Origin of the sequence: Sphingomonas kyeonggiensis, from assembly GCF_014196745.1 — a bacterium.
Taxonomy (GTDB): Bacteria; Pseudomonadota; Alphaproteobacteria; order Sphingomonadales; family Sphingomonadaceae; genus Sphingomonas; species Sphingomonas kyeonggiensis.
This window is the reverse complement of record NZ_JACIEH010000002.1, coordinates 477,564-494,812: the sequence shown is the minus strand read 5'-3', so window position 1 is coordinate 494,812 and position 17,249 is coordinate 477,564. Positions and strand designations below refer to the sequence as shown.

Here is a 17,249-nt window from a genome sequence, read left to right as displayed (position 1 = left end):
TTTGGCATGTAGGAAAGATAGGATCTTGCTCGCGCAAGCATGTTGCGAAATGCGGCGAGCTTGCGGGAACAGTGTCAATTTTCGCGCCTCGAAAACCCGCTTTGGGTGCGAACTTTGCGCCCTTTGACGAGTCGGCCCGGCGCGTGATGTTGGATCACTTCCGCGTCAGCCGCTCCAGCCGCACCAGCGCCACCGCGATCAGCACCAGCGGTACCAGCACCAGGTAGAAGGCGGTCTGGCCCGAGAAGCGATCGAAGGTGAAGCCGGTGATGAACGATCCGATCGTGCCGCCCAGCGCCGAGAAGATCACCATCAGCCCGACCATCGACGCATGCCGCTCGCGGGGGAGCGCGCTCAGCACCACCGAGGATACGATCGGGTAGATCGGCGCCATGAACACGCCGATCAGCGGGAAGATATAGGCGGCGATCGGCGCGTCGAACCAGCCCATGTTCGCGCGCGGCTGCAGCCCCTGCGTCGTCGGCAGGGTGAGCAGCACCAGCACCGCAATCAGCGCCAGGCAGCCGAGCAGCAGCTTGAGCCAGCCGAGCCGGGCGACCAGCCCGCTGGCACTCAGACGGCCCACCGCGAGCGCGGCAATGAAGATGCTCGACGCCTGGACGCTCATCGCTCCGGGCAGATGCAGCACCTGGTTGTTGAAGGTCGGCAGCCAGGTGCCGACGCCCTGCTCGATCAGCACATAGAGGAAGATCGCGGTGAGGAAGGCGATGGTCGACGGCAGCACGAGCAGCGCCAGCGCATCGCGGTAACCGGCGCTCGGCTGGCCTTCGACGGCACGGGCACCGCTCTCGTCGAGATCGGCGAACCACCATAGGACGGCGGTGGCGAGCGCGAGGACGGCGACGACGCGGTAGACGCCCAGCCAGTCATGCCCCGTCGCGTCCTGGCCGATGAACCAGCCGAACAGCCAGATGCCGGCGAGGATGCCGACCATGAACACGCCCTCGATCAGCGAGGTCAGGCTGGCATGGCGCGCCGGATCCGGGCGGACGAGGCCGATCGAGCTGTAGGTCGCGACCTTGGCGATGCCGAAGCACAGGCCGACGAGCACGAAGAAGACCTGCATCGCCCAGAAGCTGTTGGCGAAGGAGATGGCGAGCGCCCCGGCGGCGACCGCGAGCATCACGCCGATCTGCGCGCGGCGGAAGCCGAAGCGCGGCAGGTTGGTCGCGAACAGGAAGGAAGCGACGACAACCGAGAGGTCCTTGCACGCCTCGAGCGTGGCGGCATGCGTCTTGGTGACGCCGTAATGCGCGATCGACTGGAGGATCACCGTGCCGACGCTGTTCATCAGCAGCCCGAGCAGGGCGTAGCTGGTGATCAGGGCGGGTACCGCCCAGGCTGCGCGCTTCATTCGTGATCCTCTCCGTCTTTGTGGCGCCCAGCCAAGCAGATCATGCAATGCATTTCAACGCCCGCGTCAAACCGCTTCGAATTGGCTGTGGAGTTCCTCGCCCCCGGCACCGACCCACAAGTCGAACGCGCCCGGCTCGACTCGCCACTGGCCATCGGCCGCAACCAGCGCGAGTTCGGCATGGGGGATGGCGAGCGTCACGATGCGCCGCTCGCCGGGATCGAGGAGGATGCGGGCATGAGCCTTCATCTGCCGCACCGGCCGGGTGCGGCTGGCGACGCGGTCGTGGATGTCGGCACGGACGAACGCCTCGCCGCGCCGGAGCCCCGCATTGGTGACGGCGACGCGGACCTGCAGCGCCTCGCCCTTCGCGACCCTTGGCGGGACCTGCAGCTCGGCGAGGGCGAAGCTTGTATAGCCCTGCCCGCTGCCGAATTCGTAGAGCGCGCGGTCCGGGGCGTCGCGCCAATGGCTGCGGCCGGGCTCCATCGCATCGGAGTCGGGCGCGGGGCGACCGGTGCTGCGCCGGTCATAGGACCAGGGCTGCTGCCCGGTGGCGAGCGGGAAGCTGACCGGCAGGCGGCCGGTCGGCTCGCGCACGCCGAACAGGATGTCCGCCACCGCCGTTCCGGTCTGCTCGCCGAGGAACCAGGTGCAGAGGATCGCGGGTGCCGCGCGCACCGCGCCTTCGAGTGCCAGCGCCCGGCCGTGTCGGAGCAGGACCACCACCGGCTTGCCGGTCGCCGCGACGGCCTCGGCCAGCGCCTGCTGGACGGCGGGCACGGTGATGTCGACGCGGCTGTTGCCCTCGCCCGACATGTCGCCCGCCTCGCCGATCGCGAGCAGCACCACGTCGGCCGCCTGCGCCGCGGCTACCGCGCGTTCGATCCCGCCGGGTACGGCCGCGTGCACGTCGCTTCCCGTCTCGACGACCAGCGCCTTCGGATCGGCGAGCAGCGCGCGAATGCCGGTGGCGAGGTCGATCCCGTCGCTGGCATCGCCGGCGAAGGACCAGGGGCCGTTGAGATTGGCCTTGTCGGCGCCGAACGGACCGATCAGCGCGATCCGCTTGCCGGCGCGCGGCAGGGGCAGGACGTCGCCAACATTGCGCAGCAGCACGATCGAACGGGTGGCGACTTCGCGGGCGGTGGCCTTGATCGCCGGCGTCGCGGTCCGCTTCTTCTCCGCCACAGCGTCGAGCGAGCGGAAGGGATCGTCGAACAGGCCCAGCTTTTCCTTGAGCGCCAGTACCCGGCGCACCGCCTCGTCTACGCGCGTCATCGGTACCTTGCCCGAAGCGACCAGCGCGGGGAGGTATTTGTTGTAGAAGCCGCTCTGCATCGAGACGTCGACGCCGGCGAGGATCGCCAGCCGCGCCGCATCCGCCTCGTCTGCCGCGACCCCATGCGCGATCAGCTCGCGATCGGCGTCATAGTCGGACACGCAGACCCCGGCGAAGCCCAGCTCGCCGCGCAGCACGTCGGTGAGCAGCCAGCGATTGGCGGTGGCGGGCACGCCGTTGAAATCCGTGAACGATGCGATCGTCGCCCCTGCCCCCGCGCCGAAGCCGGCGGCGAAGGGCGGGAGATAGGTCTCGCGCAGTTCGGCCGGGCTCATGTCGACCGCGGCATATTCCATGCCGCCGCGCACCGCCGAATAGCCGGCGAAATGCTTGGGCGTGGCGAGCAGGCTGTCGGGCCGGCGCAGGTCGCTGCCCTGGAAGCCGCGCACCCGCGCCGCGGCGAGCTGGCGGTTGAGCAGCACATCCTCGCCCGCCCCTTCGGCGACCCGGCCCCAGCGCTGGTCGCGGGCGACATCGACCACCGGCGCGAAGGTCCAGTGCAGCCCGCCGGCGCTCGCCTCGGCCGCTACCGCGCGGGCGGCGCGCTCGGAGAGGTCGGGGTCGAATGCCGCCGCCTCGGCCAGCGGGATCGGGAAGACCGTGCGGCAGCCATGGATGACGTCCGCCGCGAAGACGAGCGGGATGCCGAGCCGGCTCTTCAGCGCCGCCGCCTGCGCTGTGCGGGCACCCGCCACGCCATAGCCGTTGAACAACATGCCGACGCGACCGGCGGTGATGTCGGCGAGCATCGCCTCGGCACCGCGCGGATCGACCACCGGATTGAACACCGCGCCGACCGGGCGGACCTCGTCGTTGAAGCAGCTGAGCTGGCCAGCCTTCTCTTCGACCGTCATCCGGGCGATCAGCCCGTCGATCCGCGGCGATGCCGCGCGCGCCGCGCCGGGCAGCAATCCGAGCAGCGCCGCCTGCGCCGATCCCGCCAGCAGCGCCCGCCGGTCGATTCGCATGTCGCTTCCGTTCGCCGCAGTTTTCCGTGTCAAAATCTCTCTCCCGCGTAACGCGACGTTGCAACGAAGCCCGCCGAAATCCGTTGGTTTCGGCACCTGTTGCCCCAGTGCACCACTGCTTGGCAAATTCCGCGTGACAGTTGCAGAAAACGATTTCATTATGCCTGCGTCGCGATTAGTCGAGCGGGATCAACCCGCCGGACATCCCGGCATAAACTCGGTTGGGGAGGATATATGTTGCTTTCCGCTCGCGCTGGCGTTCGCGTCGCGCTCTTGGCCAGTGCCGCCATGCTGCCGCTCGCGGCACAGGCGCAGACCGCGGCCACCGACGCCTCGGCGCCCGCCGCGCAGGACGACGCCGCCGACGAGGGCCAGATCGTCGTCACCGGCCAGACCACGCCGAACCGCCCGCTGATCACCGCCTCGGCCGACATCACGCTCGCCAATCGTGAGTTGATCGACCAGAAGGCCCCGCGCTCGACCGCCGACCTGCTCGAGATGGTCCCGGGCATCTTCGTCGAGGCGACCGCCGGCGCGGTCTCCAACAACTACTCGGTCCGCGGCCTGCAGGGCGGCGGCCAGCGCTTCGTCCAGCTGCAGGAAGACGGCATGCCGATCCTGTACGGCGGCGGCGGCGCCGACTTCTTCTTCGACCAGGACCTGACCATCGACCGCCTCGAAGCGGTCAAGGGCGGTTCGTCGGGCGTGCTGACCGTCAACGGCGCGGGCGCGACGATCAACTTCATCTCGAAGGCCGTGAACCACGAGGCCCCCGAAGGCGCAGTCCGCTTCACCGGCTACAATTACGGCCTGAAGCGCGCCGACGGCTATTACTCGCAGCCGATCACCGACAAGCTGGCGTTCAGCGTCGGCGGCTATTTCCAGTCGAGCCCGGGCGTTCGCAAGAACACCAACGACTATACCGGCTGGCGGATCAAGGGCGCGCTCGAATACAAGTTCGACGACGGCGGTTACATCCGCCTGTCGGGCAAGGGCGGCAACATGAAGAACGCCTATTATGCCGACCAGCCCTATCGCTTCCAGAATGGCGAGCCGGAAGGCGTGCCGAGCCTCGACACCCAGTTCGGCAATGTCGGCGGCCGCAGCTTCTCGAACATCGCGGTGCCGGTCTCGACCTTCGCCCATTCGAGCGGCTTCCGCGAGTTCAACTATGACGACGGAATCGTCTCGAAGACCTGGCAGGCGCGCCTCGACTTCGAGAAGCCCGTGTCGGACTCGATCACGCTGTTCGGCCATGGCCGCTACCTGGACTATAGCTACGACTTCAACGGGCTGTTCCCGGGCTCGGGCACCGGCAATGCCGGCCTGACCAGCGCGGTGAACTATCTGACGCCGGGCGCCAACTCGCCGATCAACGACCTGCTGACGCTCGGCCAGGCCGCCTTCCCGACCACCACGCGCTTCGGCATCAAGAACCTGCGCACCGGCCAGGTGATCGGCTCGAACCAGACGGCGTTGCTCAATGCGCTGAACGGCAACGGCTTCCTGCAACGCACCACGCTCAACCACGACGCGATCGACGCCTATGACCTGGGCTTCAACGTCGGCGGCCGCTGGAACTTCGAGAGCGGCAGCTTCAAGAACTCGCTGACCGCGGGCGTGATGTACTACAAGACCAAGCGCAACCAGGACCAGTCGGCGACCGCCAGCGTGGTCAACGACGTGCGGACCAACAGCGACGTCTACGACATCGTCGCGCTCAACGCGAACAACCAGGTGATCGGCACCCTGTCCGACAACGGTCTGGTCTCGTACGGTGACTGGGGTGCGGGCATCCGCAGCCGCCAGGATTCGAGCCTGTCGCTCTATGTGAACGACGAATTCTCGATCGGCGACCTGCACATCGACGCCGGCGTGCGCTGGGAGCATGACAGCGCGACGGCATGGGACGGCAACCAGGCCGCGGTGAACCAGGCGGTGCAGCCGGGCACGGCGGGCGTGCTGACCACGGTCGGCTCGACCTGGGATGGCACCTATGCGGTGCGCAAGGCGAACAAGAAGGCGGTGGCCTACACCGTCGGCGCGAACTACCTGATCACGCCGAACTTCTCGATCTATGCGCGCTACGCCAACGGCTTCCAGATGAACAACGTCGATCCGATCACCGGGATCGAGCTGTACGAAGCGGGTCTCCGCTACCAGATGGGCCGCCTGCTCTCGGCTTCGGCAACGGTGTTCCGCACCAACTTCCGCAACCAGAACTACAACTTCGCCGATCCGGTGAACCCGTCGCAGCAGAGCAACATCAACGCCGACCTGCGCACCAACGGCGTCGAGCTCAACCTCAACGTCCGTCCGGTCGATGCCTTCAGCATCGACTTCCAGGGCGTGTTCCAGGATCCGAAGCTGGTCAACCTGGCGATCAACGGCGCCAACCAGGCGGGCTTCGAGGGCAATCGTCCGGAGCGCACTCCGGCGCGCCTGTTCACGATCACCCCGAGCTACAAGCTGCCGAACGGTCTCGGTGAGATCTATGGCCGCTACAAGTATATCGGCAAGATCTACGCCGACGCCGGCAACGGCGTGGCGCTGCCCAGCTACGGCGTGACCAGCGTCGGCGCCTCGTTCAATCTCAGCAAGCAGCTGCAGCTGAGCGTGAACGCGGACAACATCTTCAACGTCATCGGCCTGACCGAGGGTAACCCCCGCCAGGGCCAGACGCAGGCGATCACCGATGGCTATTTCTATGCCCGCGGCATCGTCGGCGCCACCTATGGCGGCACGATCACGTTCAAGTTCTGATAAACCCCGCAAGGGTCGCAAAAGGGAGGGCGCGGCAACTGAAAGGTTCGCCGCGCCTTTCCATATCTGAAGATGAGAGGAGAGACGGATGCGAGGTTCGATGCGGTTGCTGCTGGTGAGCGGCCTGCTGCTCGCGGGCACGAGCACGGCAGCACTGGCGCAGAAGCGCGCCGCCAACGCGCCGGAGCTGGCCTACAGCTTGACCGAGGGGCAGAACCTCAACGCGTTCGTGCGCGACGGGAAGGTCGCGGCGCACCTGCTGCTGCGCAACGGCAGCGATCCGCGCATCCTGGTCGCGTTCCCGGCGGGCAATAGCGGCGTGGGCCTGTGGTTCGCGTCCGTAGGCCGTCCCGCCACGTGGCGGCTCGACCAGGCACCGCGCCCGGTGACCTTCGCCGACGGCAAGGGTCGCGCGCTGAACGGGATCGAGGCGATCGCGACGATCGACGCGGCCCGGCTGGCGCCCAAGCAGGCCGTGCTCTCCAATGTCCGCTTCCTGCGTGACTATCAGTCGGTCAGCCGCTTCCCGGCGGATGTCGAGGCGCCGGCCCGTATCGAGGGCAACCGCATCCTCTATGCCCGCGACCGGATCGACGGTGCGCCGGGCTACAGCCTGGAGATCCAGGTGCTGGGCGGACGGATCGACAATGGTGCGATCGTCGCCGGCGCCGATGGCCGCATCCGCCTGCGCATCGTCGCGGCGACGGGCGAGACGCCGCTCCACGGCCTGAGCAAGGCCGAGCTGCTCAACGCGCATGCCGCCGCCGATCCCGCGGCGCGCAACGCCCTCGCCTTCCTGAGCTACCGCGAGAAGTTCCTCGCCGGATCGTGGCGCTTCGACACCTATTTCGGCCGCGACACACTGATGTCGGTCCGGCTGCTGATGCCCGCGCTGAAGAATGCCGCGGTCGAAGCCGGGATCGGTTCGGTGCTCGCCCGGCTCGACGACAAGGGCGATGTCGCGCACGAGGAGGGCCTCGCCGAATTCGCGCTGGTCGATCACAAGCAGCACGGCCAGGGCGGCGGCGACACGCCGACGCTCGACTATGCGATGATCGACGACGACTACATGCTCGCGCCAGTGGCAGCCGAATATCTGCTCAACCCAGCCAACCGCACCGCTGCCCACGCCTTCTTGGCGCGCGACGTGCCGAGCGTCGCCCATCCGGGCACGGCCCAGCCCGCCGGCGCACTGCTGGTGCGCAACCTGCGCTTCGTGCTCGACGCAGCAGCGCCCTTCGCCGGCGATCCGGCCTGGCGCAAGCTGGTCGCGGTCAAGGCCGGCCGCCTGACCGGCGAGTGGCGCGACAGCGAGGAAGGGCTCGGCCGCGGCCGCTATCCCTATGACGTCAACGCCGTGCTGGTGCCCGCCGCGCTGGAAGCCGCCGACAAGCTGACGCGCGCCGGGCTGCTCGACCGCTATCTGACCCCGGCGGACCGCGCCGCGCTTGCCCGCGCCCATGCCATGGCGGCGACCTGGCGCAGCGAGGCACCCGGGCTGTTCGCAGTCGAGACGCCGGCGGCTGACGCCGCCGCCCAGGTCCGCGACTATGCCGCGCGCGTCGGCGTGCCCGCCGCCCCGGCGCTCGCCGCGCTCAAGGGCCAGGCGCTGCGCTATCACGCGATCGCGCTCGACGATCATGGCAAGCCGGTGCCGATCATCAATTCCGACGAAGGTTTCGAGCTGTTGTTCGGGCACCCTTCCCCGGCCGATCTCCAGGCCTATGTCGGGGCACTGGCGCGGCCCTTCCCGGCGGGTCTGATGACCGATATCGGCCTGCTCGTCGCCAATCCGGCGCTGGCCAGCACCGAGGTGCAGGACCGCTTCACTCCGGCCGCCTATCACGGCGCGGTGGTGTGGTCGTGGCAGCAGGCGCTGTTCGCCGCCGGCCTCGAGCGCCAGCTGGCCCGCACCGACCTGCCCGCCGCTACGCGCGCGGTGCTCAAGGACGCACAGACCAGGCTGTGGCGCGCGATCCAGGCGACGCGGGCGACGCAGAGCTCCGAGCTCTGGTCCTGGGCGTTCGAGAACGGCCGCTACAAGGTCGTGCCGTTCGGCGCAGGCAAGGCGGACGTCGACGAGTCCAATGCCGCGCAGCTGTGGAGCACCGTCTATCTCGCGGTGCAGCCGCCCAAGGCTCCCGCGAAGAAGAAGCGCTGAGCGGAGCTGACCCTACACCCCACCTCGGCCCGTCATCCCTCCCCGGGGTGGCGGGCGATTTTTTTCGCCCGCCTCACACCATTCCGTCATCCCGACGAAAGTCGGGATCTCAGGCGAAGGCGCGGGGAAGGAGCCGCACGAGATCCCGGCTTTCGCCGGGATGACGGTTGGTGGCGGGATGACGTTATTGGGCCGCCAGAAACGCCGTCACCGTCAGCCGCCCACGCGCCGGATCGCTATCCAGCACCGCCCCCGGCGCGATCGCGCCGCTGTGGAGCAGTGCGCTGCGGTAGATCACCGCGCGATTATAGCGTGCCTCGACATGGGCGATACGCTCGAACAGGGCAGTGTCGCCGAAGGGATAGGCCGCTGCCGGCGGGTCGGCCCGCAACTCGGCATTGAGCGCTGCCAGATAACCCGGGGACCGCGCCGCATCGATCGTCTCGAAGCCGGTGGCACGGTGGCGGAAAAAGGCGGTGCCGTCGCCTTCCGACAGATAATGGACCAAAGCGATCCGCCCCGGCTGCACTGCATCGACATGCGGAAGGCGCTGTTCGATGCCCAGCTCGCCCGGCGGCGTGGTGACGATCGAGAAGCTGGCATCGAGCAGCTCGATACCGTTCGCCGCGCCCAGCACCTCGCGCAGCACCGGCCCCAGCGCCGGGCGTACCTTCGCGAAATAGTCGGCTGGAAGGGCTGCCCGGATGCCCGGATAGTGATGCCGCCCGGGCTCGAACGCCGCCGCCAGCGCAAAGACGCGCAACGCATCCGGATCGGGATGGAAACCGTCGACGATCGCGATCGGCTGGCCCTCGCCGCCGATCCGCCGCGCGACGATATCGGGCTTGATCACCCCTGCCCCATCGCCGCCGCCAGCGCCGCGTCGTGGAGCGGTAGCGTCGGCGCGGCGCGCTGGATCACCTCGGCGATCTGGCGGAGCTGCGCGGCGTTGGTCGCGCCGTCGAGCACATCGGCGAGCGGGTTGTAATCCTCGGCCACGATCTCCTGCCCGTTGAGCACCGCCAGCCAGCTCGCGTCGCGGAACAGCTCCTCGCTGCCGAGCATCAGCCGGCCGGAGCGGCGATACTGGTCTTCGCGCGCCACCAGGCTCTCGGGCAACGCCATCTCGCGCCGTTCGACCCAGAACGGCTCGGTGCGGCCGGGGTTGGCGTGGTAGTGGAGGATCAGGAAGTCCTTGATGTTGTCCATGTCGGCATTCAGCAGCGCATTGTACCGATCGGCCAGCGCCGGATCCATGTCGCGATCCGGGAACAGCGTCAGCAGCTTGGCGATGCCGCTCTGGATCAGGTGGATCGAGGTGGATTCCAGCGGCTCGAGGAAGCCCGAGGACAGGCCGAGCGCGACGACATTGCCCACCCAGGCCTTGCGCCGCGTACCCGCCTTGAAGCGCAGCGGGCGTGGCTCGGCCAGCGGTTCGCCGTCGAGATTGGCCATCAGCATGCCGGTCGCCTCGTCCTCGCTCATGAAGCGGCTGGAGAAGACATGGCCGTTGCCAATCCGGTGCTGGAGCGGGATGCGCCATTGCCAGCCCGCCGGCCGCGCGGTGGAGCGGGTGAAGGGCGTGGTGTCGGCAAGCCGTTCGCAGGGCACCGCCACGGCGCGATCGCAGGGCAGCCAGTGCGACCAGTCCTCGAACCCACTCTGCATCGTCCCGTCGATCAGCAGCGCGCGGAAGCCCGAGCAGTCGATGAACAGGTCGCCTTCCAGCCGGTCGCCGCGCTGGGTGGTGAGCGCGGTGACGTTGCCGGTATCGGCATCGCGCTCGACGTCCTGCAGCTTGCCCTCGGTGCGGGTGACACCCGCCGCCTCGGCCAGCCCGCGCAGATGGCGGGCATAGAGGCTCGCATCGAAATGATAGGCATAGCCGAGCGTCGAGAGGATCGAGCGGGCATCGCCCGTCGGCATGGCGAAGCGGCCCTGCTGCGCCAGTTCGTCCGCCAGCGAGAAGGCGGAGAGCGGCAGGGCGAGCCCCTCTGCCCGCGCCTTGATCCAGCGATGGTGGAAGGCCACGCCCGGAAGGGGCACGCCGAACGTACCGAAGGGATGGAAATAGCGATAGCCGGGGCGCACCCAGTCGACGAACTCGATGCCCAGCTTGAAGCTCGCCTTGGTCTCGCGAAGGAAGGCGCCTTCGTCGAGCCCGATCAGCTGGTTGAACCAGTGGATCGTCGGGATCGTCGCCTCGCCGACGCCGACGATGCCGATCTCCTCGGATTCGAGCAGCTTGATCTCCAGCGTCCGCCCGAACTGGCTGGCGAGCGCGGTGGCGGTCATCCAGCCGGCGGTGCCGCCGCCGAGGATGACGACCGAGCGCACGCGCCGCGCGCCGCTCGCCTTGGGGGAAATCGCGTCGCTGGGTGCAGTCATCGGGGCTTCTCGCTTGGTTCGAAGCCCGGGATTAGCGCGCCGCGCCGATCCTTGAAATGCATTTCTCATGCGGGAGATCACCGGAGCGGGCCTGCCGCTCCGGTGAAATCACCCCCTCCTGTCAGGTCTGCGCCTGCCTCAGAAAGCCGCGCTGACCGAGAAGACCACCGCGGCGTCCGCGATCGACTTGCCGTCCTTCACCCGCGAGAAGTTCGGCTGGATATAGGCCGAGTCCGCCTTGGTGATGCTGGTATCGACATAAGCGACACCGATGGTGAGCGGGCCGACGGCGGCATCGGCGCCGATCAGCCAATCGAGATAGGAGCCGGTGGGCGCCACGCTGGTGCCGTTCGGACCCAGGCCCGGATTGCCCTTCGAGCCGCCGAGATGGGCCTTGAGCGTGATCGGGGTGTTGGGGATCCCGCCGCTGACATCGGCCCAGAGATACAGGTTGTCCTCCTTGTCCCCGAGCTTGCTCTCGGGCGTGTTGCTCCAGTTGCCCAGCGCTTCCTGGCTCGGCGCATAGGCGACACCGGCGAGCATCGAAACCGGGCCGATCGAGCTGCTGAGCTTCACATAGGGCTCGGCGAAGTCGGTCTTGTCGGCGCCCGAGGGGTACATGTACCAGGTCACGCCGACGTCGAGCGCAAGGCCGTCGCCCAGGTCCTTCTTGTAGCCGGCGATCAGGTCGAGCTCGGTGTTCGAGCCGCCGAACGTGCCCCAGCCGGCGAGGTTGGAGCCCCAGACGCCGCCGTAGAGGCCGCTTTCATGGCTGACGGTGATACCACCCTGCACCGCGATACCCTTGTCGCTCTGCGAGACGCCGCGGAAGCGATAGTCGGACACGAGCGCGACGTTTCCGGAAACGGTTACCGGCTTGGGCGGCGCCTCTTCCTGCGCGAAAGCCGGAAAGGCCGTGCAGCTCAACAGAGCTGCGATCAGATACTTCTTCATGCGGGCATTCCCCAATAGCCTGAGAATGTTCCCGCCTGCGCCGAAGAGCGAGGCCCTCTCATCCCGCAAGAATGCGGGAAGGGGGCCACTGCTGTTCGGTGCTCAAAATGCCGTTCCAGTCTGGCCGGTGCGTTGCCGCATTGTAATAAACCATTGCTGGCGCCCGGCTGCGCTGCGATGCAGCAAAAATATCACACCGGTGCTTTCCGCTGCCTCCCGCAAGGAACCGGCCCGGAACGACGAAGGGGCGGGCGGCGACCCGATCCGGTTCGCCTGCCCGCCCCTCCTGGCGCTCTCCCGGTCGGGAGAGGATTTCTACGGCGTCAGGCCGGCTGGAGCTTGCGCAGCTGATCGGGATCTCCGGTCAGATGCACCTTGAGGCCCCGCGCGCGGCGACGCTGCACCCAGTCCCGAAGGGTTTCGGCACTGGTGTGATCGATCGCCGGCACCTTCTCGAAGGCAAGGTGCACCGGCTTGTCGCCCGGCACCGCGTCGAGCGCGCTGTTCAGCTTGGGCAGCGTGACGAAGGTCGCCGCACCGTCCAGGCTGATCTTGTGCGCATCCTCGCCATGCTCCGCATCGACCTTCAGCCGCAGGCGGCGGAAGTTCGGAAGCAGCTCCAGCACCGAGAGCGCCAGGCCGACCAGCACGCCGGTCAGCAGGTCAGTCGCGATCACCAGGACGAAGGTCACCGCCCAGATCGCCGCCGGCAGCAGGCCGTAGTGATGGAACAGGTGACGGACATGGCTGACGCTGACCAGCTTCCAGCCGGTGACGACGAGCACGCCGCCGAGCGCGGCCATCGGGATCTCGCGCAGCAGCCAGGGCAGCAGCGCCGCGAAGCCGAGCAGCCAGGCGCCGTGCAGCACCGCCGACATGCGGGTGATCGCACCCGCCTGGACGTTGGCCGAGCTGCGGACGATCACGCCGGTCATCGGCAGCGCGCCCGCGAGACCGCAGAGGAGGTTGCCCACGCCCTGCGCGCGCAGCTCCTTGTTGTAGTCGGTGCGCACGCCGTCGTGCATGCGATCGACCGCGGCGGCCGAGAGGAGCGTCTCGGCGCTGGCAATGAACGCCACCGCAACCGCCGCGATGATGATCGTCGGGCTGGCGAACCAGCCGAGGAAGTCGCTGCCCGGAATCGTCACCGCCGAAGCGAGCGAGTCCGGCACCGAGACACGGACGACTTCAAGCCCGAAGCCGAAGGCGACGAGCGTCGCGCCAACCACGCCGACCAGCGCGCCCGGGATGAGCTTGAGCGCGGTGGGCTTGAGCTTGTCCCAGCCGAGCATCAGCACGATGGTCAGCACGCCGAGGCCGAGCGCCAGCTCGGTGCCGGCGATGTTGGTCGGCTCGAGGCCGAACAGCCGGCCCGGCAGCGCCGCGAGGTTCTCCAGGCCGCTCGAGAGCGGCTTGGCGTCGAACAGGGTGTGGAACTGGCCCACGACGATCAGCGCGCCGATACCGGCGAGCATGCCGTGCACCACCGCGGGCGAGATCGCGCGGAACCAGCCGCCGACCTTGACCACGCCGGCCAGCACCTGAAGGGCGCCGGCGAGCACGAGGATCGCGCCGAGCGCGGCCAGGCCGTGCTCGCGCACCAGCTCGAACACGATGACCGCGAGGCCGGCCGCGGGGCCGCTCACCTGGAGCGGCGAGCCCGCGATCAGGCCAACGACCACACCGCCGATGATGCCGGTCAGCAGGCCCTTTTCGGGCGGCATGCCCGAGGCGACGGCGATGCCCATGCAGAGCGGCATTGCGACTAGGAAGACCACGATGGAGGCCGTGAAGTCACGGACCATCCATCCCTTGGGAAGCGCGGACGTACTCATTCGGCGGCTTCCACCAGATCGAAGTCGGCCGCGCGGCGCTGGGCCGACTTCACGGCGACGGGCAGCGGCGTATCGTCACGGACGACGATGAAGCGGTTCGTATCGCCATCCAGCGCCAGGATCTGGCCGGCATGGATGTCGACGAACCAGCCGTGCAGCGCGATCTCGCCGCGCGCGATCCCCGAGGCGACCGAGGGGTGGGTGCGGAGATGCGCGAGCTGCGCCACGACATTCTCCAGGCTGATCGCACGGACACGGGCATTCTCGTCGAGGCCCGGATAGGCATCGGCGACGACCTTCTGCGCGGCGTCCGAATGGTTGAGCCACACGGCGACGTTCGGCATGGCGGCGACCATCTCCGGATGGGCGACCGCCTTCATGGCGCCGCAGTCCGAATGGCCGCAGACGATGATGTCACGCACGCCGAGCGCCATGACGGCATATTCGACGGTCGCCGAGACGCCACCGATCTTCTGCGCGAAGGGGGGCACGATGTTGCCGGCGTTGCGGCAGACGAACAGGTCACCCGGCTGTGCCTGCATGATGTGCTCGGGCACGACGCGCGAGTCGGCGCAGGAGATCATCAGCGCCTTGGGGCTCTGCCCCTGGGTAGCGAGCTTGCCGTAGAGGTCGCTCTGGTTCGGGAAGACGGTCTTCTCGAAGCTGAAGACCCGGCCAATCAACTCGTTCACGGTTACAACTCCTTTTAACTCAGAGTGCAACCTAATGGGTCAATCTTGCCGCAGCGCAGCGGGACTGTGAGAAAGTGTTGCCGTCAGCCAGGCAGACGGATTTCCGCGATGAGCCCCGTCTTCGGAGGGCTTGCATTCGCCAAAGTGAGGACACCTTTTTCCAGCGCCACCGCCTGCTGGACGATGGCAAGGCCGAGCCCCATCCCCTTGGTATTGCGGCCCCGCTCGACATCGAGCCGGACGAAGGGCTGCAGCGCTTCCTCGATCTGGTCGGCCGGGATGCCGGGGCCGTCATCCTCGACCCGGAAGACCAGTTCGCCCTCCTCCTGTGCCACGATCACCCGCACCGCCTTGCCGTAGTGCAGCGCATTCTCGATCAGGTTGCTGAGCGCGCGGCGAAGCATCGAGGGGCGCACCATCCATTCCAAGTGCCGCGGCCCCGAATAGCGCGCGTCGTGCCCGCGATCCCCGGCATCCTCGACCAGGGTCGCTGCCATGACGGCGACGTCCACCGCAACCGCCGGTTCGGGATCGTCCTGCCCCTTGAGGAAAGTGAGCAGCGAGGCGATCATGTCGTCCATCTCGCCAATGTCCTCGAGCATCGACCGGCGACTCTCCTCGTCGCCGACACTCTCCAGCCGCAGCTGGAGCCGGGCGAGCGGGGTGCGCAGGTCGTGCCCCACGGCGGCGAGTGCCTGGGTGCGATTCTCGATCAGCTCGTGGATACGGCGCTGCATGCCGTTGAAGGCGTGGATCAGCCCGCGGATCTCGGCGGTACCCTCCTCCTCCACCGTCACCCGTTTGCCCGAGCCGACATGCCCGATCGCGTGGATGAGCTTGCGCAGCGGCAACAGCGTGCCGCGGATCAGCAGTGCGCCGAGCGTGAGCAGCAGGAGTGCCGGCACGAGCGCGACCAGGGTGCGCTCGATCGCGAACTGCCAGACCTGCACTGCCTCGCGCGTCTTGAACACGATCCAGCTGCCATCGGGCATGCGCATCTCGCCGGCGACGACCTGGCCATGCACGCTGGGCGCCAGGCGGAGCTGGAGGTGCGATTCCTTCAGCCCCTTCTCCCAATTGGTCACCTGCGCCTCCATCCGCTTCTGGCGCGGCGGAAAGGCGGGGCGTTGGGGGATGCTCGGCGACCAGCGCACGATATAGCGATCGGTGGTGAGCTCCTGCGCCGCCTCGGCCCGCGCGGCAGGCGCCCGCTCGCTCAGCAGCTTCTCCGCGATCACCAGATGCTCGGCGAGCCGGTGCGCGTCGCTCTCCTCGATCGAATAGCGCGACGCACGCTCGTACAGGAAAGTGCTCGCCCCGAACTCGATCGCGACGGTGAGCAGCAGGATGAGCAGGATCCTGCCGAGCAACCCCAGCGGATGGCGCGGTACCAGGCTCAGGAGCGGGTTACCTCGGACCGGAAGATATAGCCGATGCCGCGCACCGTGCCGATCGGCGGCTCGTGCCCGGCGGCGGAGATCTTGCGGCGCAGCCGGCTGACCAGCACGTCGACGCTGCGATCCGAGCTGTCGCCCAGCCGCACGCGCGACAGCTCGACCAGCCGCTCGCGCGCAATTACCCGCTGGGGCTGGCCGAGGAACGCCGCGAGCAGATCGAACTCGGCGCCGGTCAGCTCGACCACCGCGCCGCTCGGCGACTTCACCTCGCGGCGGGGGAAGTTCACGGTCCAGCCGTCGAAATGCGCCTGGGTCTCGCGGTCGCCGCCCGCCATCCGCTCGAGCCCGCCGCGGCGGAGCACCGCGCGGATCCGGGCGATCAGCTCACGGGTGCTGAACGGCTTGGCGAGATAATCGTCGGCACCCAGCTCGAGCCCGAGCACCCGGTCATGCTCGTTTCCGCGCGCGCTGATGAAGATGATCGGCACGTCGCTCTTGCGCCGCACTTCGCGGCACAGGTCGATGCCGCTGGTGCCGGGCAGCATGATGTCGAGCAGGACCAGATCGACCGGCCCATTGTCGAACGCCACCCACATCTCGGGCGCGGTCGAGGCCAAGCGCACCGAATAGCCGTTTTCCTGGAGCGCCCGTGCGGTGAGGGTGCGCAGCGCCGGATCGTCTTCAACCAGCACGATTACGGGCGCGCTCATGCCATGGTCTCGCAACAATTCATGTCTGGCACTTAGGGCGCCCGTCCTTTCCGCTCAAGAGAGCCCCTGTCGGGCAATGCTTTGTCACAAGGGAGCAGTGCTTCGTAACGTACGGGAAAAGCTTCCTTACAGGCCCGCAAAGCGCCGATCGGACACGCGCATTATTTCCGGCTGCAAAGGAGATTCCCATGAAGCTCGCTCTTCCGATCGCAGCCGCGGCCTGCATGCTCGCCGCCCCCATCGCCCAGGCCCAGTCCCTGCACGAGACCCACCAGCTCGTCTGGGCACCCTCGGGCAAGACTCCCGTGGCGCACTGGCGCCCGCGCGAGCGCCCGGCCTGCCAGACCGTGCAGAGCCACCACCAGGCCGGCAAGTCCGCCCTGCCCGTGCGCGCCAAGTGCGCGGCCCCGGTCCCGCGCCAGACCGGCCGCTGAAGCCAACCCTTTCCAAACACCGCACTCCCAGAGCCTCCGGCCCATGCCGGGGGCTTCTTTTTTGCACCTTCGCCTTCCGCCAAACCTGTGAGAAAAGGCCGAAAAACCACGGGAAACGTAGCGGAAACGCTTTTGGATACGCCCTGGTAACGAACCGTTAACACCCCCTGCTGCACCGCGAGACCCGAACGTTTCGTCTGAGTCACGAGGAGTGCACGGAAGGCGGCATC

The 17,249-nt window shown here is 68.0% G+C and carries 12 protein-coding genes; 3 read left to right on the top strand and 9 right to left on the bottom strand.

Annotated features, from left to right (window positions below; all coding sequences use genetic code 11):
- Positions 1-154 precede the first annotated feature (154 nt).
- Together GGR46_RS11380 and GGR46_RS11375 are read right to left on the bottom strand one after the other, a co-directional pair.
- Positions 155-1,375, bottom strand: a complete 1,221-nt coding sequence (locus tag GGR46_RS11380) for an MFS transporter (protein ID WP_183997751.1) — start codon at positions 1,373-1,375, stop codon at positions 155-157.
- A gap of 66 nt (positions 1,376-1,441) precedes the next feature.
- Entirely contained in the window at positions 1,442-3,685 is a 2,244-nt protein-coding gene (locus GGR46_RS11375; protein WP_183997749.1) for a glycoside hydrolase family 3 N-terminal domain-containing protein, read from the bottom strand.
- 234 nt (positions 3,686-3,919) lie between these two features.
- Here GGR46_RS11375 and GGR46_RS11370 point away from each other — a divergent pair, with 234 nt between their 5' ends.
- The gene (locus tag GGR46_RS11370; protein WP_183997747.1) at positions 3,920-6,448 is read left to right on the top strand and encodes a TonB-dependent siderophore receptor; all 2,529 of its coding nucleotides are present in this window, start codon (positions 3,920-3,922) and stop codon (positions 6,446-6,448) included.
- Between the two features lie 88 nt (positions 6,449-6,536).
- Positions 6,537-8,609, top strand: a complete 2,073-nt coding sequence (locus GGR46_RS11365) for a hypothetical protein (RefSeq protein ID WP_183997745.1) — start codon at positions 6,537-6,539, stop codon at positions 8,607-8,609.
- A 184-nt stretch (positions 8,610-8,793) separates the two neighbouring features.
- On the opposite strand, the gene GGR46_RS11360 is transcribed toward GGR46_RS11365, so the two are convergent.
- From GGR46_RS11360 to GGR46_RS11330, 7 genes are all read right to left on the bottom strand, one after another.
- Complete coding sequence (locus GGR46_RS11360; protein WP_183997743.1) at positions 8,794-9,462, bottom strand: DUF6445 family protein; 669 nt, start codon at positions 9,460-9,462, stop codon at positions 8,794-8,796.
- Positions 9,459-10,997 (bottom strand): tryptophan halogenase family protein, encoded by a 1,539-nt coding sequence (locus GGR46_RS11355; protein WP_183997741.1) that lies wholly within the window; start codon positions 10,995-10,997, stop codon positions 9,459-9,461. Before GGR46_RS11355 ends, GGR46_RS11360 begins: the two co-directional genes overlap by 4 nt.
- Positions 10,998-11,135: 138 nt before the next feature.
- Entirely contained in the window at positions 11,136-11,951 is an 816-nt protein-coding gene (locus tag GGR46_RS11350; protein ID WP_183997739.1) for a TorF family putative porin, read from the bottom strand.
- A 323-nt stretch (positions 11,952-12,274) separates the two neighbouring features.
- On the bottom strand, positions 12,275-13,786 hold the full coding sequence (locus GGR46_RS11345; RefSeq protein ID WP_183997737.1) for a SulP family inorganic anion transporter: 1,512 nt from the start codon (positions 13,784-13,786) through the stop codon (positions 12,275-12,277).
- Positions 13,783-14,478, bottom strand: coding sequence for a carbonic anhydrase (locus GGR46_RS11340; RefSeq protein WP_183997736.1), 696 nt, complete (start codon positions 14,476-14,478; stop codon positions 13,783-13,785). Before GGR46_RS11340 ends, GGR46_RS11345 begins: the two co-directional genes overlap by 4 nt.
- 83 nt (positions 14,479-14,561) lie before the next feature.
- Complete coding sequence (locus GGR46_RS11335; protein WP_246426119.1) at positions 14,562-15,854, bottom strand: ATP-binding protein; 1,293 nt, start codon at positions 15,852-15,854, stop codon at positions 14,562-14,564.
- Between the two features lie 20 nt (positions 15,855-15,874).
- Positions 15,875-16,585 (bottom strand): response regulator transcription factor, encoded by a 711-nt coding sequence (locus GGR46_RS11330; protein WP_183997735.1) that lies wholly within the window; start codon positions 16,583-16,585, stop codon positions 15,875-15,877.
- A 188-nt stretch (positions 16,586-16,773) separates the two neighbouring features.
- Here GGR46_RS11330 and GGR46_RS11325 point away from each other — a divergent pair, with 188 nt between their 5' ends.
- Positions 16,774-17,019: a hypothetical protein gene (locus GGR46_RS11325; protein ID WP_183997734.1), complete on the top strand. Its 246-nt coding sequence runs from the start codon at positions 16,774-16,776 to the stop codon at positions 17,017-17,019.
- The last annotated feature ends 230 nt before the right edge of the window (positions 17,020-17,249 follow it).